Origin of the sequence: Streptomyces sp. NPDC013455 (assembly GCF_040632975.1) — a bacterium.
Classification (GTDB): domain Bacteria; phylum Actinomycetota; class Actinomycetes; order Streptomycetales; family Streptomycetaceae; genus Streptomyces.
In genome coordinates this window covers 248710-273033 of sequence record NZ_JBEYCX010000008.1, presented here as the reverse complement: position 1 = coordinate 273033, position 24324 = coordinate 248710, and the positions used below count along the sequence as shown (strand labels likewise).

At 71.2% G+C, this 24324-nt stretch carries 21 protein-coding genes; 14 read left to right on the top strand and 7 right to left on the bottom strand.

Annotation, left to right across the window (positions count from 1 at the left end):
* Positions 1-34: 34 nt before the first annotated feature.
* A complete protein-coding gene (locus ABZ576_RS16210) occupies positions 35-382 on the bottom strand; it encodes a hypothetical protein (RefSeq protein WP_360740576.1) in 348 nt (115 codons plus the stop codon).
* A 323-nt stretch (positions 383-705) separates the two neighbouring features.
* Between ABZ576_RS16210 and ABZ576_RS16205 the strand changes: the two genes are divergently transcribed.
* Positions 706-900, top strand: a complete 195-nt coding sequence (locus tag ABZ576_RS16205; RefSeq protein WP_360740574.1) for a hypothetical protein — start codon at positions 706-708, stop codon at positions 898-900.
* Positions 901-979: 79 nt separating this feature from the next.
* Here the strand turns inward: ABZ576_RS16205 and ABZ576_RS16200 are convergent, their stop codons facing one another.
* The 3 genes from ABZ576_RS16200 to ABZ576_RS16190 all read right to left on the bottom strand — a co-directional run bounded on the left by ABZ576_RS16200 (position 980) and on the right by ABZ576_RS16190 (position 3830).
* Positions 980-1846, bottom strand: coding sequence for an acyl-CoA thioesterase II (locus tag ABZ576_RS16200; protein WP_360740572.1), 867 nt, complete (start codon positions 1844-1846; stop codon positions 980-982).
* Positions 1847-1854: 8 nt separating this feature from the next.
* Positions 1855-3012 carry an acyl-CoA dehydrogenase family protein gene (locus ABZ576_RS16195; protein ID WP_360740570.1) on the bottom strand — a complete coding sequence of 386 codons (1158 nt, stop codon included), beginning with the start codon at positions 3010-3012 and terminating at the stop codon, positions 1855-1857.
* A gap of 218 nt (positions 3013-3230) precedes the next feature.
* Entirely contained in the window at positions 3231-3830 is a 600-nt protein-coding gene (locus ABZ576_RS16190; RefSeq protein ID WP_360740568.1) for a TetR/AcrR family transcriptional regulator, read from the bottom strand.
* A gap of 96 nt (positions 3831-3926) precedes the next feature.
* On the opposite strand from ABZ576_RS16190, the gene ABZ576_RS16185 reads away from it, so the two are divergent.
* The 10 genes from ABZ576_RS16185 (at position 3927) to ABZ576_RS16140 (ending at position 16920) form a co-directional block, all read left to right on the top strand.
* Complete coding sequence (locus ABZ576_RS16185) at positions 3927-5543, top strand: carboxyl transferase domain-containing protein (RefSeq protein ID WP_360740566.1); 1617 nt, start codon at positions 3927-3929, stop codon at positions 5541-5543.
* A gap of 11 nt (positions 5544-5554) precedes the next feature.
* Positions 5555-7510 carry a biotin carboxylase N-terminal domain-containing protein gene (locus ABZ576_RS16180; RefSeq protein WP_360740564.1) on the top strand — a complete coding sequence of 652 codons (1956 nt, stop codon included), beginning with the start codon at positions 5555-5557 and terminating at the stop codon, positions 7508-7510.
* Entirely contained in the window at positions 7507-8451 is a 945-nt protein-coding gene (locus ABZ576_RS16175; protein WP_360740562.1) for a hydroxymethylglutaryl-CoA lyase, read from the top strand. The genes ABZ576_RS16180 and ABZ576_RS16175 overlap by 4 nt, the downstream gene beginning before the upstream one ends.
* A gap of 5 nt (positions 8452-8456) precedes the next feature.
* Positions 8457-9617, top strand: coding sequence for an acyl-CoA dehydrogenase family protein (locus ABZ576_RS16170; protein ID WP_360740560.1), 1161 nt, complete (start codon positions 8457-8459; stop codon positions 9615-9617).
* 133 nt (positions 9618-9750) lie between these two features.
* Positions 9751-10800, top strand: a complete 1050-nt coding sequence (locus ABZ576_RS16165; RefSeq protein WP_360740558.1) for an ABC transporter substrate-binding protein — start codon at positions 9751-9753, stop codon at positions 10798-10800.
* Between the two features lie 145 nt (positions 10801-10945).
* On the top strand, positions 10946-11800 hold the full coding sequence (locus tag ABZ576_RS16160) for a siderophore-interacting protein (RefSeq protein WP_360740557.1): 855 nt from the start codon (positions 10946-10948) through the stop codon (positions 11798-11800).
* A gap of 120 nt (positions 11801-11920) precedes the next feature.
* On the top strand, positions 11921-13363 hold the full coding sequence (gene desA / locus ABZ576_RS16155; RefSeq protein WP_360740555.1) for a lysine decarboxylase DesA: 1443 nt from the start codon (positions 11921-11923) through the stop codon (positions 13361-13363).
* A complete protein-coding gene (locus ABZ576_RS16150) occupies positions 13347-14633 on the top strand; it encodes a lysine N(6)-hydroxylase/L-ornithine N(5)-oxygenase family protein (protein ID WP_360740553.1) in 1287 nt (428 codons plus the stop codon). Before desA ends, ABZ576_RS16150 begins: the two co-directional genes overlap by 17 nt.
* Entirely contained in the window at positions 14630-15154 is a 525-nt protein-coding gene (locus ABZ576_RS16145; protein WP_360740552.1) for a GNAT family N-acetyltransferase, read from the top strand. The genes ABZ576_RS16150 and ABZ576_RS16145 overlap by 4 nt, the downstream gene beginning before the upstream one ends.
* Positions 15151-16920, top strand: a complete 1770-nt coding sequence (locus ABZ576_RS16140; protein ID WP_360740550.1) for an IucA/IucC family siderophore biosynthesis protein — start codon at positions 15151-15153, stop codon at positions 16918-16920. Before ABZ576_RS16145 ends, ABZ576_RS16140 begins: the two co-directional genes overlap by 4 nt.
* Before the next feature lie 65 nt (positions 16921-16985).
* Here ABZ576_RS16140 and ABZ576_RS16135 read toward each other — a convergent pair whose 3' ends face one another.
* The gene (locus tag ABZ576_RS16135) at positions 16986-18587 is read right to left on the bottom strand and encodes a beta-N-acetylhexosaminidase (RefSeq protein ID WP_360740548.1); all 1602 of its coding nucleotides are present in this window, start codon (positions 18585-18587) and stop codon (positions 16986-16988) included.
* An 80-nt stretch (positions 18588-18667) separates the two neighbouring features.
* On the opposite strand from ABZ576_RS16135, the gene ABZ576_RS16130 reads away from it, so the two are divergent.
* Entirely contained in the window at positions 18668-19540 is an 873-nt protein-coding gene (locus tag ABZ576_RS16130) for a DUF4429 domain-containing protein (protein ID WP_360740546.1), read from the top strand.
* Positions 19541-19597: 57 nt separating this feature from the next.
* Here ABZ576_RS16130 and ABZ576_RS16125 read toward each other — a convergent pair whose 3' ends face one another.
* A complete protein-coding gene (locus ABZ576_RS16125; protein WP_360740544.1) occupies positions 19598-21163 on the bottom strand; it encodes a metallophosphoesterase family protein in 1566 nt (521 codons plus the stop codon).
* A 165-nt stretch (positions 21164-21328) separates the two neighbouring features.
* Between ABZ576_RS16125 and ABZ576_RS16120 the strand changes: the two genes are divergently transcribed.
* Together ABZ576_RS16120 and glmS are read left to right on the top strand one after the other, a co-directional pair.
* The gene (locus ABZ576_RS16120) at positions 21329-21586 is read left to right on the top strand and encodes a hypothetical protein (protein WP_360740542.1); all 258 of its coding nucleotides are present in this window, start codon (positions 21329-21331) and stop codon (positions 21584-21586) included.
* A 42-nt stretch (positions 21587-21628) separates the two neighbouring features.
* Entirely contained in the window at positions 21629-23446 is a 1818-nt protein-coding gene (glmS, locus tag ABZ576_RS16115) for a glutamine--fructose-6-phosphate transaminase (isomerizing) (protein WP_360740540.1), read from the top strand.
* 265 nt (positions 23447-23711) lie between these two features.
* On the opposite strand, the gene ABZ576_RS16110 is transcribed toward glmS, so the two are convergent.
* Positions 23712-24239: a universal stress protein gene (locus ABZ576_RS16110; RefSeq protein ID WP_360740538.1), complete on the bottom strand. Its 528-nt coding sequence runs from the start codon at positions 24237-24239 to the stop codon at positions 23712-23714.
* Between the last annotated feature and the right edge of the window lie 85 nt (positions 24240-24324).

The window sequence follows — 24324 nt, the reverse complement described above, 5'->3', positions numbered from 1 at the left end:
GGCCGCACGTCGCGGTCAGTGGGTGGGGGCCGGGTCAGTGACCGTGCCCGCCTCCGCCGTGTCCACCTCCTCCGTGGCCGCCGCCGTAACCGCCGTGGTCACCGCCGTAACCGCCGTGGTCACCGCCGTAGCCGCCGTGGTCACCGCCGTAGTCGCCGTAGTCGTGGTCGCCCCAGCCGTAGTCGTCGTCATCGTGGTCCCACGAGCCCTTGTCGCCGTGGTGATGTCCCTTGTCGTCGTCTCCCCAGCTGTTGCTGTAGGAGCTGTGGGAGCCGTTGTCGGTGGCGGAGGCGGTGCCGGCCGTGCCGAACGCGGCTCCGCCGGCCAGCAGCAGGCCGGAGGCTGACAACGCGACAAGACGCCTCGTGCGCTGTGATCGCATGGAGATACCTTCCATTCCCATCGTCTCTCGCGGCTCCCGGGGAAGGCGCGAGGTGGATGGCCGCCGCCGCTGAAAGAAGAGGTGCGGCGCGGTCTTCAGGTGTCACCGCAGCCGGTTGAACGAAACGGCCTCAGGCTCCTCGACCACGGGGGTACACCGGGTGCACAGGGCATGCCGTTCGCTGCGGCTTTCACTCAAAGAGCCTAGACCCACAACAGTCACACGTCATCTCGGACGACACCCGGTCGCACCGTCCGGAGTGCGGACCGGCGGACCCTGCCGGAAAGTCGTGGCAAGTCCCTCTAGCAAAAAGGAGACACCCCATGCTTCGACGCATATCCCTGGTCCTCGCCGGTCTGCTCGCGGCCGGCGTCGTGGCCGCCGCTCCCGCCTCCGCCTACGGCGACGACGACGCGGGCGTCGACGGCGTCGGCGCCTGCTGGTTCTCCGGCGGCGCAGCGTCCGCCGGAGATGTGCATGCCAAGTGGTTCGACGGCGGCTGCGCCCACGCCGGCTGAGACCACGCGGGAGCGAGGCGGGCGGGATCCCCGGACGGGGGCCCGCCCGCCTCGCCGTGCCCGGGGCGGGCGGGGCAGGTCAGCGCGGGACGCGGACCACGCCCTCCTGGATGACCGTGATGGCGAGCCGCCCGTCCTGCGTGTAGATACGGGCCTGGCCGAGGCCGCGGCCGCCGTGCGCGGTCGGCGACTCCTGGTCGTACAGCAGCCACTCGTCGGCCCGGAACGGCCGGTGGAACCACATCGCGTGGTCCAGGGAGGCCCCGACGACGTCCCCGACGGCCCAGCCGCCGCGGCCGTGCGCGAGCAGGACCGAGTCGAGGAGGGTCATGTCGGAGACGTACGTGGCGAGGACGACGTGGAGGAGGGGATCGTCGGCGAGCTTGCCGTCGGTGCGGAACCACACCTGGGAGTGCGGCTCGCGCGGTTCGCCGTACCGGCCGAACGGCGGTTCTTCGACGTAGCGCAGGTCGATCGCCTCGCGGGCCTCCAGGAAGCGGGCGACGACCTGCGGGTCGAGGTGGTCGTAGCCGCTGAACCGCTCGCGGGAGGTGGGCAGCGCGACCGGGTCCGGCGCGGGTGGCATGGGGGCCTGGTGGTCGAGGCCGTCCTCGTACGTCTGGAAGGACGCCGACAGGGCGAAGATCGGCCTGCCGTGCTGGACCGCGACCACCCTGCGGGTGGTGAAGGAGCGGCCGTCGCGCAGGCGCTCGACGTTGTAGACGATGGGCGCGCCGGGGTCGCCCATGCGCAGGAAGTACGCGTGCAGCGAGTGGGCGGGGCGGTCGTCGGGGACCGTCCGCCCGGCGGCGACCAGCGCCTGGGCCGCGACCTGCCCGCCGAAGACCCGGGGGACGACGGCGGAGCGGGACTGGCCGCGGAAGATGTTCTCCTCGATCTGCTCGAGGTCGAGCAGATCGAGGAGATCCTGGAGTGCTTGGCTCACCCGTGTCCTTACAGGCCCATGTCCTTGGCGATGATCGACTTCATGATCTCGCTGGTGCCGCCGTAGATGCGGTTGACCCGGTTGTCCGCGTACAGGCGGGCGATCGGGTACTCGTTCATGTAGCCGTAGCCGCCGTGCAGCTGGAGGCAGCGGTCGATCACGCGGTGGGCGACCTCGGTGCAGAACAGCTTGGCGCTCGCGGCCTCGGCCGGGGTCAGCTCGCCGGCGTCCAGGGCCTCCGTGGCGCGGTCGGCGACCGCCTCGGCCGCGTCCACCTCGGCCTGGCAGGCGGCCAGCTCGAACTTGGTGTTCTGGAAGTGGGCGACCGGCTTGCCGAAGACGTGCCGCTCCTGCACGTACTGCTTGGCGAACCGGACGGCGGCCTTGGCCTGGGCGTAGGCGCCGAAGGCGATGCCCCAGCGCTCGGAGGCCAGGTTGTGGCCGAGGTAGGAGAAGCCCTTGTTCTCCTCGCCCAGCAGGTCCTCGACGGGCACCTTGACGTCGACGAACGCCAGCTCGGCGGTGTCGGAGGTGCGCAGGCCCAGCTTGTCGAGCTTGCGGCCGACCGAGTAGCCCTCGGACTTGGTGTCCACGGCGAACAGGGAGATGCCGTGCCGGCGGTCCTCGGCGGTGGGCGCGGCCGTACGGGCGCAGACGATCACCTTGTCGGCGTGCACACCGCCGGTGATGAAGGTCTTGGCGCCGTTGAGGACGTAGTGCGTGCCGTCCTCGGAGAGCTTGGCGGTGGTCTTCATGCCCGCGAGGTCGGAGCCGGTGCCCGGCTCGGTCATCGCGATGGCCCACATCTCCTCGCCGCTGACGAACTTCGGCAGGTAGCGCTTCTTCTGCTCGTCGTTGGCGAGCATCTTGATGTAGGGCAGGGCGAGCAGGACGTGCACGCCGGAGCCGCCGAAGCTGACGCCCGCGCGGGCGGTCTCCTCGTAGATGACGGCCTCGAACTTGTGGGTGTCCAGGCCCGCGCCGCCGAACTCCTCCGGCACGCTGATGCCGAAGACGCCCAGCTCGCCGAGCTTGTAGTAGAAGTCGCGCGGCGCCTGGCCGGCGGCGAACCACTCGTCGTACACCGGCACGACCTCGGCCTCGATGAAGGCGCGGAGGGTCTCCCGGAACGCCTCGTGATCCTCGTTGAACACCGTACGGCGCACGCCGCCACCTCCACGTACCTCGGCGCATGACTTCGGTATGTCTAAGCGCTTGCTCACTCAACCGTACCGGCGAGTACGGAATCGCGTCCAGAGGTGATCCGCCGTAACGCTCGTCACGCCGGGCCGGGCGTGCCGGGCGGGCCGCGACCCGCCGGCCACACGAGGCGGCCGCGCCGGCGACGGCCGCGCCGGCGACGGCCGGCGCGCGCCCGCGACGGCTACCGGGTGCCGGCCGCCGCGAACGCCCCGCGCGCCATCCGGTGCAGCAGGGCGGCGGTCGTGCCGCGGCCGGGCAGGGTGCCGGCGCGGCCCAGGTGGGGCGTGGAGTTCAGCAGGCCGAAGACGGAGTGGACGGCCGAGCGGGCGGCCGGCTCGGTCAGGTCCGGGTAGACCTCGCGGACCACCTCCACCCACAGCTCCAGGTACTGCCGCTGGAGCTGGCGCACCAGCTTGCGGTCGCTGTCGCGCAGGCGGTCCAGCTCGCGGTCGTGCAGGGTGATCAGGGGACGGTCGTCCAGCGCGAAGTCGATGTGGCCCTCGATCAGCGAGTCCAGCACCTCCGAGGCACCGGTCCGCCCGTCGGCCTCGGCCAGGCGGCGCTTGGCACCGGTCAGCAGCTGGCCGCTGATGCCGACCAGCAGCTCGGCGAGCATCGCGTCCTTGCCCGGGAAGTGCCGGTACAGACCGGGACCGCTGATGCCGACCGCGGCACCTATCTCGTCGACACCGACGCCGTGGAAGCCGCGCTCGGCGAACAGCCGCGCGGCCTCCTTCAGGATCTGCTCGCGCCGGGTGGGGGCGTCGGTTCTGGTGGCCATGCCGACAATTCTAGACAGCGAGGTTAGCGGTCGTTAACCTGAAGGAAATGGTTAACGCTCATTAACAGGTAGACCACCGGGTGAGGGGACCGCAGGATGCACGAGGCACCGGAGCTTCAGAGCGCGGCAGATCCCGCGTCGGAGGGCTGGCGGGCCAATGAACAGGCCCATCTCTCGCTCGTGGCCGAGCTGCGCGGCAAACTGGCCGCGGCGGCCCTCGGCGGCGGCGAGAGGGCCCGCGCCCGGCACACCGCGCGCGGCAAGCTGCTGCCACGGGACAGGGTGGACACACTGCTCGACGCGGGCTCACCCTTCCTGGAGCTGGCCCCGCTCGCGGCCGACGGGATGTACGAGGGACAGGCGCCGGCCGCCGGCGTGATCGCCGGGATCGGCCGGGTCGCCGGGCGCACGTGCGTGATCGTCGCGAACGACGCCACGGTCAAGGGCGGCACGTACTACCCGATGACGGTGAAGAAGCACCTGCGCGCCCAGGAGGTGGCCCTGGACAACCGGCTGCCGTGCGTCTACCTGGTCGACTCCGGCGGGGCCTTCCTGCCGATGCAGGACGAGGTCTTCCCGGACCGGGACCACTTCGGGCGCATCTTCTACAACCAGGCGCGGATGTCCGGCGCCGGGATCCCGCAGATCGCGGCCGTCCTCGGCTCCTGCACGGCGGGCGGGGCGTACGTCCCGGCGATGAGCGACGAGGCCGTGATCGTCCGCAACCAGGGCACGATCTTCCTGGGCGGCCCGCCGCTGGTGAAGGCGGCCACCGGCGAGGTCGTCACCGCGGAGGAGCTGGGCGGCGGCGAGGTCCACTCCCGGGTCTCCGGCGTCACCGACCACCTCGCCGAGGACGACGCGCACGCCCTGCGGATCGTCCGCGGCATCGTGGGCACGCTGCCGCCGGGCCAGTCGCCGCCCTGGGAGGTGCGGCCGGCCGTCGAGCCGAAGGTCGACCCGTACGGGCTCTACGGCGCGGTCCCCGTCGACTCCCGCACCCCCTACGACGTGCGCGAGATCATCGCGCGGGTGGTCGACGGCTCCCGGTTCGCCGAGTTCAAGGCCGAGTTCGGGCAGACCCTGGTCACCGGATTCGCCCGGATCCACGGCCACCCGGTCGGGATCGTCGCCAACAACGGCATCCTGTTCGCCGAGTCCGCGCAGAAGGGCGCCCACTTCATCGAACTGTGCGACCAGCGCGGGATCCCGCTGGTGTTCCTCCAGAACATCTCCGGGTTCATGGTCGGCAAGGACTACGAGGCGGGCGGTATCGCCAAGCACGGCGCCAAGATGGTGACGGCGGTGGCCTGCACACGCGTGCCGAAGCTGACCGTCGTCGTCGGCGGCTCCTACGGCGCCGGCAACTACTCGATGTGCGGCCGGGCCTACTCCCCCCGCTTCCTGTGGATGTGGCCCAACGCCAAGATCTCCGTCATGGGCGGCGAGCAGGCCGCCAGCGTCCTCGCCACGGTCAAGCGCGACCAGCTGGAGGCGCGCGGGGAGTCCTGGCCCGTGGAGGACGAGGAGGCGTTCAAGGCGCCGGTCCGCGCCCAGTACGAGCGCCAGGGCAACGCCTACTACGCCACCGCCCGGCTCTGGGACGACGGCGTGATCGACCCGCTGGACACCCGTCAGGTACTCGGACTCGCCCTGACGGCCTGCGCCAACGCGCCTCTGGGAGAGCCCCAGTTCGGCGTCTTCCGGATGTGAGGAGGGGAACCGTGTTCGACACAGTACTGGTGGCCAACCGGGGCGAGATCGCCGTACGCGTCATCCGTACGCTCCGCTCGCTGGGCGTGCGCTCGGTGGCGGTCTTCTCCGACGCCGACGCCGACGCGCGGCACGTCCGGGAGGCCGACACGGCGGTCCGGATCGGTCCGCCGCCGGCCGCCGAGAGCTATCTGTCGGTGGAACGGCTGCTGGAAGCCGCCGCCCGCACCGGCGCGCAGGCCGTCCACCCCGGCTACGGCTTCCTCGCCGAGAACGCGGGCTTCGCGCGCGCCTGCGAGGAGGCGGGGCTGGTCTTCATCGGCCCGCCGGCGGACGCGATCGCGCTCATGGGCGACAAGATCCGGGCCAAGGAGACGGTGGCGGCAGCCGGGGTGCCGGTGGTGCCCGGGGGCCGGGACCCCGGCCTCGCCGAGGCGGCCCGTGAACTGGGCGCGCCCGTGCTGCTGAAGCCGTCCGCCGGGGGCGGCGGCAAGGGCATGCGGCTGGTGCGGGACCTGACCGTGCTGGAGGAGGAGATCGCCGCCGCCCGCCGCGAGGCCCGCGCCTCCTTCGGCGACGACACCCTGCTGGTGGAGCGGTGGATCGACCGGCCCCGGCACATCGAGATCCAGGTGCTGGCCGACGGCCACGGCAACGTGGTCCACCTCGGCGAGCGCGAGTGCTCGCTGCAGCGGCGCCACCAGAAGATCATCGAGGAGGCGCCGAGCGTGCTCCTCGACGAGGAGACCCGGGCCGCGATGGGCGAGGCGGCCGTGCAGGCGGCCCGCTCGTGCGGCTACCGGGGCGCGGGCACGGTGGAGTTCATCGTGCCGGGCGGGGATCCCTCGCAGTACTACTTCATGGAGATGAACACCCGTCTCCAGGTGGAGCACCCGGTCACCGAACTCGTCACCGGGCTGGACCTCGTGGAGTGGCAGCTGCGGGTGGCGGCCGGGGAGCGGCTTGGCTTCACGCAGGGGGACGTGACGCTGACCGGGCACGCGGTCGAGGCCCGGATCTGCGCGGAGGACCCCGCCCGCGGGTTCCTGCCTTCCGGTGGCACGGTCCTGCTGCTGCGCGAGCCGCGGGGCGACTGGGCGTCCCCCCTGTCCGAGCGGGACCCGGAGCGCGGTGGCGTCCGCACCGACTCCGGGCTCAGCGAGGGCACCGAGGTGGGCAGCCTGTACGACCCGATGCTGTCCAAGGTGATCGCCTACGGACCCGACCGGCCGGCCGCGCTGCGCAGGCTCCGGGCGGCGCTCGCGGAGACGGTCACGCTGGGCGTGCAGACCAACGCGGGTTTCCTGCGGCGGCTGCTGGCGCACCCGGCGGTCGTCCAGGGGGACCTGGACACCGGCCTGGTCGAGCGGGTGGTGGACGAGCTGGTGCCCACCGGCGTACCGGAGGAGGTGTACGAGGCGGCGGCCGCCGTCCGGCTGGAGGCGCTGCGGCCCCGTGCCGGGGGCTGGACCGACCCCTTCTCGGTGCCGAGCGGCTGGCGCCTGGGCGGGACGCCGAAACCGCCCGCCTTCCACCTCCGGGTGCAGGAGCCCGTGGCGTACACGCCGAGGGGCGGTCACGACGTCACCGCGGACCGGGTGAGCGTCACCCTGGACGGCGTCCGGCACACCTTCCACCGCGCCGGTGACTGGATCGGCCGCGACGGCGACGCCTGGCAGGTACGCGACCACGACCCGGTGGCCGCGTCGCTGAACCGCGCGGGCCACGCGGGCGCCGACTCGCTGACCGCCCCCATGCCCGGCACGGTCACCGTCGTGAAGGTCGCCGTCGGGGACGAGGTGACCGCCGGACAGAGCCTGCTGGTGGTGGAGGCGATGAAGATGGAGCACGTCATCTCCGCGCCGCACGCGGGCACCGTCGCCGAGCTGGACGTGGCTCCCGGCACGACGGTCGCGATGGACCAGGTGCTCGCCGTGATCGCGCCGCACGAGGAGGTGGCGCGATGAGCGCCGACGGTCTGCCCATGGTCGTCCCGGCCGCCGGTCTGCCCGCGCGGGTGCGGATCCACGAGGTCGGCGCGCGCGACGGGCTGCAGAACGAGCAGCGGGCCGTGCCGACGGCGGTGAAGGCGGAGTTCATCCGCCGGCTGGCGGAGTCGGGCCTGACGACGATCGAGGCGACGAGCTTCGTGCGCCCCGACTGGGTGCCGCAGCTGGCCGACGCGGAGGAGTTGTTCGGCGAGGTCCGCGGGATCCCGGGGGTGGCCCTGCCGGTGCTGGTGCCCAACCGGCGCGGGCTGGACCGGGCGCTGGCCCTCGGGGCCGACCGCGTCGCCGTGTTCGCCAGCGCCACCGAGTCCTTCGCGAAGGCCAACCTCAACCGCACGGTGGACGAGTCGCTGGCCGTGTTCGAGCCGGTGGTGCGGCACGCCAAGGACGCGGGCGTGCACGTGCGCGGCTATGTGTCGATGTGCTTCGGCGACCCGTGGGAGGGCGCGGTGCCGCCGCACCAGGTGGCCCGCGTGTGCACGGCCCTGCGGGACATGGGCTGCGACGAACTGAGCCTCGGCGACACGATCGGGGTGGCCACCCCCGGCCAGGTGCGCGGCCTGCTCGGCCTGCTGAACGAGCGGGGCGTGCCGACGGACGTGCTCGGCGTGCACTTCCACGACACCTACGGCCAGGCGCTCGCCAACACCCTGGCCGCCCTCCAGCACGGCGTCACCACCGTGGACGCCTCCGCGGGCGGCCTCGGCGGCTGCCCGTACGCCAAGTCCGCCACCGGCAACCTCGCCACCGAGGACCTCGTGTGGATGCTGCACGGCCTCGGCATCGAGACCGGGGTCGACCTCGGCCGTCTGACCGCCACCAGCGTGTGGATGGCCGCCCACCTGGACCGGCCCAGCCCGTCCCGTACCGTCCGCGCTCTCTCCCACAAGGACCAGTGATCAGCATGGACCACCGCCTCAGCCCCGAGCTGGAGGAACTCCGCCGCACGGTGGAGGAGTTCGCGCACGATGTCGTGGCGCCCAAGATCGGCGATTTCTACGAGCGGCACGAGTTCCCGTACGAGATCGTCCGCGAGATGGGCCGCATGGGCCTGTTCGGACTGCCGTTCCCGGAGGAGTACGGCGGCATGGGCGGCGACTACCTGGCCCTCGGCCTCGCGCTGGAGGAGCTGGCCCGGGTGGACTCGTCGGTGGCCATCACCCTGGAGGCGGGCGTCTCGCTGGGCGCCATGCCCCTGCACCTGTTCGGCACCGAGGAGCAGAAGCGCACGTGGCTGCCCCGGCTGTGCTCGGGCGAGATCCTCGGCGCCTTCGGCCTGACCGAGCCGGACGGCGGCAGCGACGCCGGTGCCACCCGCACCACCGCCCGCCTGGACCCGGACACGGACGAGTGGGTGATCAACGGTACGAAGTGCTTCATCACCAACTCCGGTACGGACATCACCGGCCTGGTGACGGTCACCGCGGTCACCGGCCGCAAGCCGGACGGCAGGCCGGAGATCTCGGCCATCGTCGTCCCGTCCGGCACGCCGGGCTTCACGGTGGCGGCGCCCTACTCGAAGGTCGGCTGGAACGCCTCCGACACCCGCGAGCTGTCCTTCCAGGACGTCCGGGTGCCGGCCGCCAACCTGCTCGGCGAACAGGGCCGGGGCTACGCCCAGTTCCTGCGCATCCTGGACGAGGGCCGCATCGCCATCGCGGCGCTCGCCACCGGCCTGGCCCAGGGCTGTGTGGACGAGTCGGTGAAGTACGCCAAGGAACGGCAGGCGTTCGGCAGGCCGATCGGCGCGAACCAGGCCATCCAGTTCAAGATCGCCGACATGGAGATGAAGGCGCACACGGCCCGCCTGGCCTGGCGCGACGCCGCCTCCCGGCTGGTGGCCGGCGAGCCGTTCAAGAAGGAGGCGGCGCTGGCCAAGCTCTACTCCTCCACGGTCGCCGTCGACAACGCCCGTGACGCCACGCAGATCCACGGCGGTTACGGCTTCATGAACGAGTACCCGGTGGCCCGCATGTGGCGCGACTCGAAGATCCTGGAAATCGGCGAGGGCACGAGCGAGGTGCAACGCATGCTCATCGCACGGGAGTTGGGGCTGGCCGGCTAGGAAGTGCCGCGGTCCGCGCGCGGGGCCGGCACGGCGGGGGGCGACCCACCCCTGGACATCAGCTGAGGTTAGGCTAACCTACCTTCGAACTTGTCCGGCGGGCGCTTCGCCCCGTTCGAAAGCAGTCATACCCATGTCGCATGCCCGTGCCACCCACCTCACTCGCCGCGGACTGCTCGCCGCGGGCGGCGCCCTCGGACTCGGTGCCGCACTCGCCGCCTGCGGGGACGGCAAGGGCAAAGACGACACGAGCGACAAGGCCGCCAAGAACGCGTCCGGCCCCTGGTCCTTCAAGGACGACCGCGGCACGACCGTGAAGCTGGACAAGGTCCCGGCGAACATCGTGGCGTTCACCGGTGTCGCCGCCGCCCTGTACGACTACGGCATCCAGGTGAAGGGCGTCTTCGGTCCGACGAAGACCAAGGCCGGCAAGGCCGACGTCCAGGCCGGCGACATGGACGTCAGCAAGGTGACCGTCCTGGGCAACGCCTGGGGCCAGTTCAGCATCGAGAAGTACGCGAGCCTGGCCCCGGACGTGCTCATCACGACGCTGTTCGACGACGCCGGCACCCTGTGGTACGTCCCCGAGGAGTCGAAGAAGAAGATCGCCCAGCTGGCCCCCAGCGTCGGCATCTCCGTCTACGACCGCCAGATCACCCAGCCGCTGCAGCGCATGTGGGACCTCGCCGAGTCGCTCGGCGCGGACATGAAGGCCGCCGAGATCACCGCCGCCAAGAAGCGGTTCGAGGACGCCGCCGCCCGGCTGCGCGCCGCCGCGAAGGCCAAGCCCGACATCAAGGTGATGGCCGCCAGCGCGAGCGACCAGATCTTCTACGTCTCGGGCACCAACCTCTCCATCGACCTGGAGTACTTCAAGGCCCTCGGCGTGAACTTCGTGGAGCCGCCGGAGAGCGCCAAGGACAAGAACGGCGGCGGCGGCTGGTACGAGTCGCTGAGCTGGGAGAACGTCGACAAGTACCAGGCCGACATCATCATGATGGACGACCGCAGCTCGACGATCCAGCCCGCCGACATCACCAAGGCGACCTGGAAGAAGCTGCCCGCCGTCAAGGCCGGCCAGGTCATCTCCCGCTCCCCCGAGCCGATCCTGTCGTACGACAAGTGCGTGCCGCTGCTGACGAACCTGGCCGAGGCCCTGGAGAAGGCCAAGAAGGTCGGCTAGCCGCTTCGCCGCGAGGGCCGACGCAGCGCGGAGAGCCCCCTCGCACTCGGTGAACCGCCGGCCGTCCGTGGCCGGCCGAGCGGTTCACCGCGCCCCTCCGGGTGCGACCCCCAGCCCCCCCCTGAAACAGACTCAGGAGCCACAGATGACGACGGCCGTAGCCGCCCCGTTCCGTTTCTTCTCCCTCCAGGTCGTACGGACGAGGCGGCTGGGGCCGTCTCTCGTCCGGGTGAGCTTCGCCGGCCCCGACCTGCACGCCTTCCACTCGGACGGGTGTGACCAGTCCCTGTCGCTCTTCCTGCCCCACCCGGGGCAGACCGAGCCCGTCGTCCCGCTGGAGCTGGGCGACGGCTGGTGGCAGGGCTGGCGGGAACTGCCGGACGACGTCCGGGCGGTGATGCGGTCGTACACCCTCCGGTCCCTGCGGCGCGACGCCCAGGGCCACACGGCCGAGATCGACATCGACTTCGCCCTGCACGGCATCGACCCCGGCGCGGCCACCCCCGCCGGCCCCGCCTCCCGCTGGGCCGCGCGGGCCGCCGCCGGCGACCGGGTCCTGCTGCTGGGGCCGGCCGTCGCGGACAACCGCGCGATCCGCTTCCGTCCGCCCGCGGACACCGGCTGCGTGGTCCTGTGCGGCGACGAGACGGCCGTACCGGCCGCGACCGCGATCCTCGAATCCCTCCCGGCCGGCACCCGGGCGCGCGCCTGGCTGGAGGTGCCGCACGCCGGTGACATCCAGGACGTGCGCACGGACGCGGACGCGGAGATCACGTGGCTCGTACGGCACGACGGGTCCCCCACGGCCGTCGACGCCGTGCGGGCCGCCGCGCTGCCGGACGCCGGGCGGGCCTACGTGTGGCTCGCGGGCGAGTCCGGCACGGTCAAGGCGCTGCGGCGGCACTTCGTCGGCGAACGCGGGGTGGACCGGCGGCGCGTCACCTTCGTCGGTTACTGGCGGCAGGGCATGACGGAGGAACAGCTCCGGGCCGCGGAGTAACCCCCGCCGGGTGACGCCGGTCACCGGAGAGGTGTGCCACACACGATCAAACTTAGGTTAGGCTAACCTAAGTTGATCCGATCCGATCCTGCACGGACCGTCCCCTCGGAGGACCCCCACATGCGCTCGCACCTGCTCAATGGCCTCACCGCGGAGCACTACCGCCGCTCCGTGACCGAAGGAGTCGAGCGGGTGGCGGCCAAACTCGCCACCACCGACCGTCCGTTCACCGGCGTCACCGTGGACGACCTCTCCCCCCGTATCGACGCGATCGACCTCGACCAGCCGCTGGGTGACACCGCCTCCGTGCTGGACGAACTGGAGGACGTCTACCTCCGGGACGCGGTCTACTTCCACCACCCCCGCTACCTCGCCCACCTCAACTGCCCCGTGGTCATCCCGGCGGTGCTCGGCGAGGCGGTGCTCTCCGCGGTCAACTCCTCCCTGGACACCTGGGACCAGTCGGCCGGCGGCACCCTCATCGAGCGCAAGCTCGTCGACTGGACGGCCGCCCGCATCGGCCTCGGCCCGGCCGCCGACGGCGTGTTCACCTCCGGCGGCACCCAGTCCAACCTCCAGGCGCTGCTGCTGGCGAGGGAGGAGGCCAAGACCGAGTCCCTCGCCAAACTGCGCATCTTCGCCTCCGAGGTGAGCCACTTCAGCGTGAAGAAGTCCGCGAAACTGCTCGGCCTCGGCCCGGACGCCGTCGTCTCCGTCCCCGTCGACCACGACAAGCGCATGCAGACGGTCGCGCTCGCCCACGAGCTGGAGCGGTGCGCCGCCGACGGCCTGGTGCCCATGGCCGTCGTCGCCACCGCCGGCACCACCGACTTCGGCTCCATCGACCCGCTGCCGGAGATCGCCGAGCTGTGCGCCCAGTACGGCGTCTGGATGCACGTCGACGCCGCCTACGGCTGCGGACTGCTCGCCTCCCTGAAGTACCGGGACCGGATCGACGGCATCGAGCGCGCCGACTCGGTCACCGTCGACTACCACAAGTCCTTCTTCCAGCCGGTCAGTTCCTCCGCCCTGCTGGTCCGGGACGCGACCACCCTGCGGCACGCCACCTACCACGCGGAGTACCTCAACCCGCGCCGCATGGTGCAGGAACGTATCCCCAACCAGGTCGACAAGTCCCTCCAGACCACCCGCCGCTTCGACGCCCTCAAGCTGTGGATGACGCTGCGCACGATGGGCGCCGACGGCATCGGACAGCTCTTCGACGAGGTCTGCGACCTGGCCCGGGAGGGCTGGAAGCTGCTCGCCGCCGACCCGCGCTACGACGTCGTCGTCGAGCCCACGCTGTCCACCCTCGTCTTCCGCTACATCCCGTCGGCCGTCACCGACCCGGCCGAGATCGACCGCGCCAACCTGTACGCCCGCAAGGCCCTGTTCGCCTCGGGCGACGCCGTGGTCGCGGGCACCAAGGTCGGCGGCCGCCACTACCTGAAGTTCACCCTGCTCAACCCCGAGACACAGGCGGCCGACATCGCCGCCGTCCTCGATCTGATCGCCGGCCACGCCGAGCAGTACCTGGGAGAGTCCCTTGACCGCGCGTCCTGAAGCCCACGCCGAGACCTACGACTTCGTGGGGATCGGGCTCGGCCCCTTCAACCTCGGCCTCGCCTGCCTCACCGAGCCGATCGACGAACTCGACGGCGTCTTCCTGGAGTCCAAGCCGGACTTCGAGTGGCACGCCGGGATGTTCCTGGACGGCGCCCACCTCCAGACCCCGTTCATGTCGGACCTGGTCACGCTGGCCGACCCCACCTCGCCGTACTCCTTCCTCAACTACCTGAAGGAGAAGGGCAGACTCTACTCGTTCTACATCCGCGAGAGCTTCTACCCGCTGCGCGTGGAGTACGACGACTACTGCCGCTGGGCCGCCGGCAAGCTGAGCAGCGTCCGCTTCGGCACGACGGTCACCGAGGTGACCTACGAGGACGAGCGGTACGTCGTGCGCACCGAGGGCGGGGAGACCTACCGCGCCCGCCACCTGGTCCTCGGCACCGGCACGGTCCCCTTCGTGCCGCAGGCGTGCCAGGGGCTGGGCGGGGACTTCCTGCACAACTCCCAGTACATGCACCGCAAGGCGGAGCTGCAGAAGAAGAAGTCCATCACGATCGTCGGCAGCGGGCAGAGCGCGGCCGAGATCTATTACGAGCTGCTCGCCGAGATCGACGTGCACGGCTACCAGCTCAACTGGGTCACCCGCTCCCCGCGGTTCTTCCCGCTGGAGTACACCAAGCTGACCCTGGAGATGACCTCCCCGGACTACATCGACTACTTCCGTGCGCTGCCCGAGGAGACCCGGTACCGGCTGGAGAAGCAGCAGAAGGGCCTGTTCAAGGGCATCAACTCGGACCTCATCGACTCGATCTTCGACCTGCTGTACCAGAAGCACGTCGAGAGCGGCGACCGCCCGGTGCCCACCCGGCTGCTCACCAACTCCACGCTGAACACCGCCTCGTACGAGGACGGCGCCTACACCCTCGGCTTCCGCCAGGACGAGCAGGGCAAGGACTTCGAGATCCGCTCCGAGGGCCTGCTCCTGGCCACCGGCTACCACTACACGCCGCCGGCCTTCCTCGCGCCGGTCCGCGACCGCCTGCGCTTCGACGGCCACGGCCGCTTCGACGTGGCCCGCAACTACGCCATCGACGTCACCGGACGCGGCGTCTTCCTGCAGAACGCCGGCGTCCACACGCACAGCATCACCAGCCCCGACCTGGGCATGGGCGCGTACCGGAACGCGTACATCATCCGTGAGCTGCTCGGCACGGAGTACTACCCGGTCGAGAAGTCCATCGCCTTCCAGGAGTTCGCCGTATGACCTTCACGTTCCGTACCGTCGACCCGCTCCGGGACGCCGAACTGCTGCACTCCTGGGTCACCCACCCCAAGGCGGCCTTCTGGATGATGCAGGACGCGAAACTGGAGGACGTCGAGCGCGCCTACATGGAGATCGCGGCCGACGAGCACCACCACGCGCTGCTCGGGCTGCGCGCCGGCCGGCCCGCCTTCCTCATGGAGAAGTACGACCCCGCGCACCGGGAGCTGGTCGGGCTGTACGAGCCGCAGCCGGGGGACGTCGGCATGCACTTCCTGACCCCGGCCACGGACACCCCCGAACACGGGTTCACCAAGGCCGTCATCACCGCCGTCATGGCCCACCTCTTCGAGGACCCGGCCGTGCAGCGCGTCGTCGTCGAACCCGACGTCCGCAACAAGGCCGTGCACGCCCTGAACGAGGCCGTCGGCTTCGTGGCCGAGCGCGAGATCGACAAGCCGGAGAAGCGGGCCCTGCTGAGCTTCTGCACCCGCGAGCAGTTCGAGAAGGCGGTGGCCGCATGACCCTCATCGACTCCGTGGCCCACCTCTCCCCCGAGCGCTGGGCCACCGCCAACCGGCTGCTGCTGCGCAAGGCGCTCGCCGAGTTCGCGCACGAGCGCCTCATCACGCCCGTGGAGGAGGGCGGCCGGTACGTCGTGCGCAGCGACGACGGGCAGGTCGCCTACCGGTTCAGCGCCGTACGACGGGCCCTGGACCACTGGGAGGTGGACGCCGGCTCGATCACCCGGCACGGCGAGGACGGCGAGCTCCCGCTGGCGGCCCTGGACTTCTTCATCGAGCTGAAGGAGTCCCTCGGACTGAGCGACGAGATCCTGCCGGTCTACCTGGAGGAGATCTCCTCCACCCTCTCGGGCACCTGCTACAAGCTCACCAAGCCCCGCGTCACCTCCGCGGAGCTGGCGGCGAGCGGTTTCCAGGCCATCGAGACCGGGATGACCGAGGGCCACCCGTGCTTCGTCGCCAACAACGGGCGGCTCGGCTTCGGCGTCCACGAGTACCTGTCGTACGCGCCCGAGACCGCGAGCCCGGTCCGGCTGGTGTGGCTGGCCGCACACCGCTCGCGGGCGGCGTTCACGGCGGGCGTCGGCATCGAGTACGAGTCCTTCCTGCGCCAGGAGCTGGGCGAGCGGACGGTGGAGCGGTTCCACGCCGTCCTCGCCGAGCAGGGCCTCGACCCGGCCGACTACCTCTTCATCCCGGTCCACCCCTGGCAGTGGCGGAACAAGCTCAGCGTCACCTTCGCCGCCGAGGTCGCGCGCAGGCACCTGGTCTGCCTCGGCGAGGGCGACGACGAGTACCTGGCCCAGCAGTCGATCCGCACCTTCTTCAACACCAGCGACCCGCACAAGCACTATGTGAAGACGGCCCTGTCGGTCCTCAACATGGGATTCATGCGGGGCCTGTCGGCCGCCTACATGGAGGCGACCCCGGCCATCAACGACTGGCTGGCCCAGCTGATCGAGAACGACCCGGTGCTGAAGTCGACCGGCCTCACGATCATCCGGGAGCGGGCCGCCGTCGGCTACCGGCACCTGGAGTACGAGCGGGCCACCGACCGCTACTCGCCCTACCGCAAGATGCTGGCCGCGCTGTGGCGGGAGAGCCCGGTGCCCTCCCTGCAGAACGGCGAGTCCCTCGCGACCATGGCCTCCCTGCTGCACGTGGACGACCAGGGCGCCTCCTTCGCCGGCGCGCTGATCGCCCGCTCGGGCCTGACGCCCACCGAGTGGCTGCGCGGCTACCTGCGGGCCTACTACACCCCGCTGCTGCACAGCTTCTACGCCTACGACCTGGTGTTCATGCCGCACGGCGAGAACGTGATCCTGGTCCTGGAGGACGGGGCGGTGCGGCGGGCGATCTACAAGGACATCGCCGAGGAGATCGCCGTCATGGACCCGGACGCGGCCCTGCCGCCCGAGGTGCGGCGGATCCGGGTCGAGGTCCCGGACGACCAGAAGCTGCTGTCGATCTTCACGGACGTCTTCGACTGCTTCTTCCGCTTCCTCGCCGCCCACCTCGCCACCGAGGGCGTCCTGGCGGAGGACGACTTCTGGCGCACGGTCGCCGAGGTCACCCGCGAGTACCAGGAGGCGACCCCCGAACTGGCCGACAAGTTCCGCCAGTACGACATGTTCGCCCCCGAGTTCACGCTGTCCTGCCTCAACCGGCTCCAGCTGCGCAACAACCGGCAGATGGTGGACCTCGCCGACCCGTCCGGCGCGCTCCAGCTGGTCGGCACCCTCAGCAACCCCATCGCCGGATTCTGACCGGAAAGACGGACGGGCCCCCCGGAGTACGGTCCTCCGGGGGGCCCGTCGGCTCGGGGCCGGTGTCAGCGCGCCGGCCAGGGCACCTGCGGCGAGCGGTAGTAGCGGATGCCGAGGGCGTCCCAGCGCGGGCCCTGCGCGGCCAGCCGCACCCGGTAGGCGCTCCAGCCGTGCGTGGCCGCCGGCGACCAGCCCAGTTCGGCCGCGCCGGCGAGCCGCGGGAAGGCCATGTACTCGATATCGGCGGACGTATCCACGGTCTCCGACCACAGGGGCGCCTCCACGCCCCGCACCGCCGAGGCCGGGACACCGGCCAGATAGGTGCCCGGGTCCCAGTCGTAGGACCGCCTCACCTCCACCAGCCCCGCCCAGTCCGTGCCGGGCCCGGTGGACCTCGTGTACTTCATGTCGAGGTAGAGCCGGTCGGCCGGGGACAGGATCAGCCCCGTGCCGTTCCGGGCGGCCTGCGCGACGCGTGCCTTCTCCGCCGCGCCGGTGCCGTCCAGGCCCCAGTACTGGGCGAGGGCGCCCTCGGCCGGGTGCGCGCCGGTGAGCTGGTGCCAGCCGACGGCCTTCTTGCCGTACCGGGCGACGACCGGCTGCACACGGTCCATGAACGCCACGTAGTCGGCGTGGCTGGTGGAGTGCGCCTCGTCGCCGCCGATGTGCAGGTAGCGGCCCGGGGTGAGCGCGGCCAGCTCCCGGACGACGTCGTCCACGAAGTCGTAGGTGATCCGCTTGGGCACGCACAGCGAGCTGAAGCCGACCCGGGTGCCGGTGTACAGCGGGGGCGCCACGCCGTCGCAGTTGAGGGCGGCGTAGGAGGCGAGGGCGGCGTTGGTGTGACCGGGCATGTCGATCTCGGGGACGACCTCCAGGTGGCGGGAGGCCGCGTAGCGGACGATCTCCCGGTACTGCGCCTTGGTGTAGTGACCGCCGCGGCCGCCGCCGACCTGGGTGGAGCCGCCGTAGGAGGCCAGGCGCGGCCAGGAGTCGACCGCGATCCGCCAGCCCTGGTCGTCGCTGAGGTGCAGGTGCAGCGTGTTGACCTTGTACAGGGCCAACTGGTCGATGTAGCGCTTGACCTGGGCGACCGTGAAGAAGTGCCGGGAGACGTCCAGCATGGCGCCCCGGTAGGCGTACCGGGGCCGGTCCCGCACGGTGCCGCCCGCTATCCGCCAGGGGCCGGGCTGGACGGTCTTCTTCTCGACGGCGGCGGGGAGCAGCTGGCGCAGGGTCTGCACGGCGTGGAAGAGCCCGGCCGGGGTCCGCGCGCTGAGGGTCACCCCGTCGGCGGCGCTGTGCAGCCGGTACCCTTCCGCGCCGAAGTCGCCGTCCTGAAGCCGTAACCGGATGCCTGCGCCGCCCCGCTCGGTGACGGGCAGCGGGTAACCGGTGGCCGGGCGCAGCAGGCCGGCGAGGTAGGTGCCGATGCGGCGGACCTCGGGGGAGCCGTCGACGTGGATGCCGGTCGCGCGGGTGACCCGGTACGGGGCCCCGCCCGGCGAGACCGAGGCCGGTGCCGGGATCACCCGGTCCAGTGGGACCGGGGCGGCGGCGCGCGCCTCGGGGGCCGCGCCGAGGGTGACGGCACCGGCCGCCGCGAGCAGCAGAAGCGAGCCCAGAATGCGGGGAGTTCGGGGAGTCGTGCTGTGGTTCCGTCTCACATGCGCTCCCTTGGGGATGGGGTCGACCGTCAGACATGGTCGAGACCACTGTCCCGCAGATCGGGTGGAACAATCCCCGCATGGCGGAAATCATCCAGAAGGACGGCACCTGGACCTTTGACGGCGACGTGCTGCGGATCATCCCGGGCCGGGACAAGAACGTGAGCCCGCTCCGCCGGGAACTGGGCGAAGTCGCCGTTCCGCTGGGGGCCTTGGCCGGTGTCTCCTTCGAACAGGGGCGGCGGTCGGGGCGGCTCAGGCTGCGGCTGCGCGACGGCGCCTGCCCGCTGCTGCAGGCCACCGGCGGCCGGCTCGCCGAGGCGCACGACCCCTACCGGCTGACCGTGGAGCCCGACCGGTACGGCGTCGCCGAGTACCTCTCGGACGAGGTGCGCGACGCGCTGCTGCTGGACGGCGTCTCCCCCGCGCCGGTCACCGGGTACCTGCTGCCCGGCCCGGCGCTGCCGGCGTCCGCCTCCGCCGGGGACGGCACGGCGAGCTTCGACGGCGAGCGGGTGCGGCTGGAGTGGAACTGGAAGACGGAGGACGCCAAGGCCTCCGCCGGCCCGCGCACGATCTCCCTCGCGGACCTCGCCGGCGTTCAGTGGCAGCCGGCGGCCGGGCTGGAGAACGGGTACCTGCGCTTCCTGGTGCGCGGCGCCCCGGCCGGCGCACCGCCGAAGTACGACCCGAACGCCGTCGAGCTGTGGGGCTTCCGGAAGGATCCGCTGATGGCGCTGGTCGCGGCGGCGGTCCAGGCGCGCCTGCCGCACCCTTCGGCGGCGGGGGCGGACCCGCGCGAGGATCCGCCCCCGCCGGCCGGGAAGCCCGCCGGGGACGACCACGACACGCTGCTGCGCCGGCTGCGCGAGCTGGGCGAGCTGCACCGGGACGGGGTGCTGACGGACGAGGAGTTCGCCCTGGCCAAGCAGGCGGTCCTCGGCCGTCTGTGAGGACCGCCCGTGGCGGACGCGCCCGGCCGTCCGGGCGGCCCCGGTCCGCCGCCGCGTCTACTTGGCCCTGCGGGACACCGTGAAGTGGTCGATGCGCTCACCGGTCTCGGCGATGCCCGACACCTTCAGCGTGGTGTGCCGGCCCTTCGGCGCGGGTGTGACGTCCACGCGCAGGAAGGAGTAGTCGAGGTAGCGCACCCGGGACCAGGCGACGGTCTCGTGGACCTTGCCCTCCTTGGTGTTGACGAACGAGGCGACCGAGTCGAGCTCGTGCTCGTGGCCCTCGTAGGTGTCCGGGGCGGAGAAGGCGTACAGGCTGCGGCCGGCCGCGCCCGCGGTGACGTACACCACACCTTCGGTCTCGGGGTAGGCCGTGCCGCCGATCGGCAGCTTCTTGGCGACCTCGCCGCCCTTGATGACGTCGGTGCGCTCGTACTGGTGGTTGTGGCCGTTGATGACCAGGTCCACCGTGTACTTCTCGAACAGCGGCACCCACTCCTGGCGCACTCCGCCTTCCGAGGCGTGGGCGGTGGAGGTGCAGTAGGCGCAGTGGTGGAAGAAGACGACGATGAAGTCGACGTCCTTGGCGGCGCGGTACTCCCGCAGCCGGCTCTCCAGCCACTTGGTCTGGGTTCCGCCTGAAATGCCCAGGTTCGCCGGAATCTCGTAGGAGATGTCGTTGGCGTCGAGCGAGATGACCGCCGTGTTGCCGTAGACGAAGGAGTAGACGCCCGGCAGGTTCCTGCGGTCGGGGCCGTTGCCGGGGAGGGTCCAGCGGGCCTCCTCTCCGCCGTAGCCGTTGGGCGAGTACCAGGCCTCCATGTCGTGGTTGCCGTAGGCCGGCATCCACGGGACCTGCTTGGCGACCGACTCGGTCTGGTGCAGGAACTGGTCCCAGGTGCGCGAGTCGAACCCGGTGTCGGTGGTCTTGCCGGCGCCGGAGGGGTCGCCGTAGGCGATGTCACCGGCGTGCAGGTGGAAGGCCGGGTTCTGGCCGAGGATCAGCGCGTTGTTGGCCAGTCCGTGGTAGCCGACGCCCTCGTCGCCGAAGGCGGTGAAGGTGAAGGGCGCCTTGTGGGCCGGGGCGGTGGTGAAGGTGCCGAGGGTGCCCAGCAGGTGCGGGGCGGCCGGGTCGAAGCCCTGGTGGCCGACGCCGTAGTAGTACGTCCTGCCGGGGCGCAGGTGGGTGAGCCGGGCGTGCAGGTAGTACTGGGTGTGGTCGCCGCTCGCGCCGACGCCGGCCGGGGTGTGCAGGGTGCGGACCTCGGCCTCGATCCTGCGGGAGAGGTCCCAGGGGTGGGCACCGATGCGGATGAACGGCTTCTTGACCGCGACCGGGACCTGCCAGGAGACGGTCACCTCGGTGCGCGGGTCGCCACCCCAGGCCAGGTGGCGGCCGAAGGGTGCGACGTGGGAGCCGTCGACGGGGGTGGCGGCCGGGGCGGTGCGCGCCGTCGGCACGGCGGCCCCGGCACTGGCGCCCGGCACGAACGCGCCGCCCGCGACGGCACCCAGGGTGACCGCGCCGCCCCTGATCAGGGTGCGCCGCGAGAATCTGGCGCGCAGGTACTCGTGCTGTTCGGCCATGCTCATGCGTGCGGCCAGCTTCTCGGGTACTCCCATACGAGGAATGTCCATGGCGTCTGAAACTCGTCGGCTCAGGCAACGAGATGCGGGACACGGCATGGACGGCGCGCGAACAGAGCACCATAAGAGATTCAACAGCCGCCTGCCCGGAATCGGGCACGATTCTTGCGAATCAGGCGCCGGTACTCCAGGATCTACCGGGTGCACGACGAACTTGTTGATCATCTGACGCGGTCCACGCCCCTCAGCCGGGGCGAGGCGCTGCGTGTGGTCCAGGACGTGCTCGCCTACTTCGACGAGACGACCCAGGAGTTCGTCCGTCGCCGCCACCGCGAACTCCAGGCCCACGGCCTGGTGAACGCGGAGATCTTCGAACGGATCGAGGCGGACCTGAAATACCGGGCGGTGGCGCCGCCGGAGCTGACGCTCAGGCAGCTGCGCCGCATGGTCTACGGCTAGCAGCCGGACCGGACCAGCGACAGCCAAGGGATACCTCTATACATGTGCGGAATTGTCGGATACATCGGGAAGCGTGACGTCGCCCCCCTCCTCCTGGAGGGCCTCCAGCGCCTGGAGTACCGCGGCTACGACTCCGCGGGCATCGTCGTCACCTCCCCGAAGACGCCCGGCCTGAAGATGGTCAAGGCCAAGGGCCGGGTGCGCGACCTGGAGGCCAAGGTCCCGGCGCGCTTCAAGGGCACCACCGGCATCGCGCACACCCGCTGGGCCACCCACGGCGCCCCCTCCGACCTGAACGCCCACCCGCACATGTCGGCCGACGGCAAGGTCGCCGTCGTCCACAACGGCATCATCGACAACGCCGCCGACCTGCGCCGCAAGCTGGAGGCGGACGGCGTCGAGTTCCTCTCCGAGACCGACACCGAGGTCCTCGTCCACCTGATCGCCCGCTCGCAGGCCGAGAAGCTGGAGGACAGGGTCCGCGAGACGCTGCGGGTGGTCGAGGGCACCTACGGCATCGCCGTGATGCACGCCGACTTCTCGGACCGCATCGTCGTCGCCCGCAACGGCTCCCCGGTGGTCCTCGGCATCGGCGAGAAGGAGATGTTCGTCGCCTCCGACATCGCCGCGCTGGTCGCCCACACCCGGCAGATAGTGACGCTCGACGACGGCGAGATGGCCACCCTCAAGGCCGACGACTTCCGGACTTACACCACCGAGGGCACCCGCACCTCGGCCGAGCCGACCACCGTGGAGTGGGAGGCGGCGTCGTACGACATGGGCGGCCACGACACCTACATGCACAAGGAGATCCACGAGCAGGCCGACGCCGTGGACCGCGTGCTGCGCGGCCGCATCGACGACCGGTTCTCCACCGTGCACCTCGGCGGCCTCAACCTGGACGCCCGCGAGGCCCGGCAGATCCGCCGCGTGAAGATCCTCGGCTGCGGCACCTCGTACCACGCGGGCATGATCGGCGCCCAGATGATCGAGGAGCTGGCCCGCATCCCCGCCGACGCCGAGCCGGCCTCCGAGTTCCGCTACCGCAACCCGGTGGTCGACCCCGACACCCTCTACATCGCGGTCTCCCAGTCCGGCGAGACGTACGACGTGCTGGCCGCCGTGCAGGAGCTGAAGCGCAAGGGCGCCCGGGTTCTCGGCGTGGTCAACGTGGTGGGCTCGGCGATCGCCCGCGAGGCGGACGGCGGCATCTACGTGCACGCCGGCCCCGAGGTGTGCGTGGTCTCCACCAAGTGCTTCACCAACACCACGGTCGCCTTCGCGCTGCTCGCCCTGCACCTGGGCCGCACCCGCGACCTCTCCGTCCGCGACGGCAAGCGGATCATCGAGGGGCTGCGCAGGCTGCCGGCGCAGATCACCGAGATCCTCAAGCAGGAGGAGGAGATCAAGCAGCTCGCCGAGGCCTACGCCGACGCCCGCTCGATGCTCTTCATCGGCCGCGTCCGGGGCTACCCCGTGGCCCGCGAAGCCTCCCTGAAGCTCAAGGAGGTCTCCTACATCCACGCCGAGGCCTACCCCGCCTCCGAGCTGAAGCACGGCCCGCTGGCCCTCATCGAGCCGGCCCTGCCCACGGTCGCGATCGTCCCCGACGACGACCTGCTGGAGAAGAACCGTGCGGCCCTGGAGGAGATCAAGGCCCGCGAGGGCAAGATCCTCGCGGTGGCCCACCAGCACCAGGAGAAGGCGGACCAGACGGTCCTCGTCCCCAAGAACGAGGACGAGCTGGACCCGATCCTGATGGGCATCCCGCTCCAGCTCCTGGCCTACCACACGGCGAAGGCCCTGGGCCGGGACATCGACAAGCCCCGCAACCTGGCCAAGTCGGTGACGGTGGAATAGGCCCCGCCGAACGGACGCCCCCGGCGGCGCGGGGAACCGGGCGACCGGTCCCCGCCCGCACGGGCCCGGCGACGGAAAGGACCCCCGCGTGGCCACCTACCCGCGGGGGTCCTTCCCGTGCCGCCAGGTGTCAGCCGGCGGCCGTCACTGACCGGTGTATGCCCCGCACGACGGCACGGACACCTCCTGCGCGCCACCGGTTCGCCGCGTCGCGAAGGGAGTTGACGGGGCGTGGGGCGGGAGAGGGCGACGGGGCGTGCGACGCCTACGGGATGACGATCACGGGCCGCTGCGCCCGCTTGGCGAGCCGGCCCGCGACGGAGCCGAAGATCCGGCCGACGATGCCGTGGGTGGAGCCGACCACGATCGCGTCGGCCTCGTATTCCTTGCCCACCTCTTCGAGCTCGTGGCAGATGTCCCCGCCCCGCTCGACCAGGATCCACGGCACCTCGGCCAGGTAGTCCGCACAGGCCAGCTCCAGCCCCAGGACCTCGGTGCGGTGGTCCGGCACGTCGACGAAGACCGGCGGCTCGCAGCCGGCCCACACCGTGGTGGGCAGCCGGTTGGCGACATGGACGATGATCAGGCCGGAGTGGGAGCGGTGGGCCATGCCGATCGCGTAGGCCAGAGCCCGCTCACTGGAGGTGGAGCCGTCGAAGCCGACGACGACTCCGTGCCGGAAGGCGGGATCGCAGGAAGGGCGTGACTCTTCCGCCGCCAGGGGATCGGCCGCCGTGGGATCGGCGACCGGCCGCTTGCGGTCCGCTGGTTCGAAGAATTCGTGACCGGCCATGGCTGTCTCGGCGTTGTGATCCTTTATGGGTGGGACGACAGTGTGCGGCGGAGCTGTGTCCGGGAAACATCTTCCCAAGCCCATA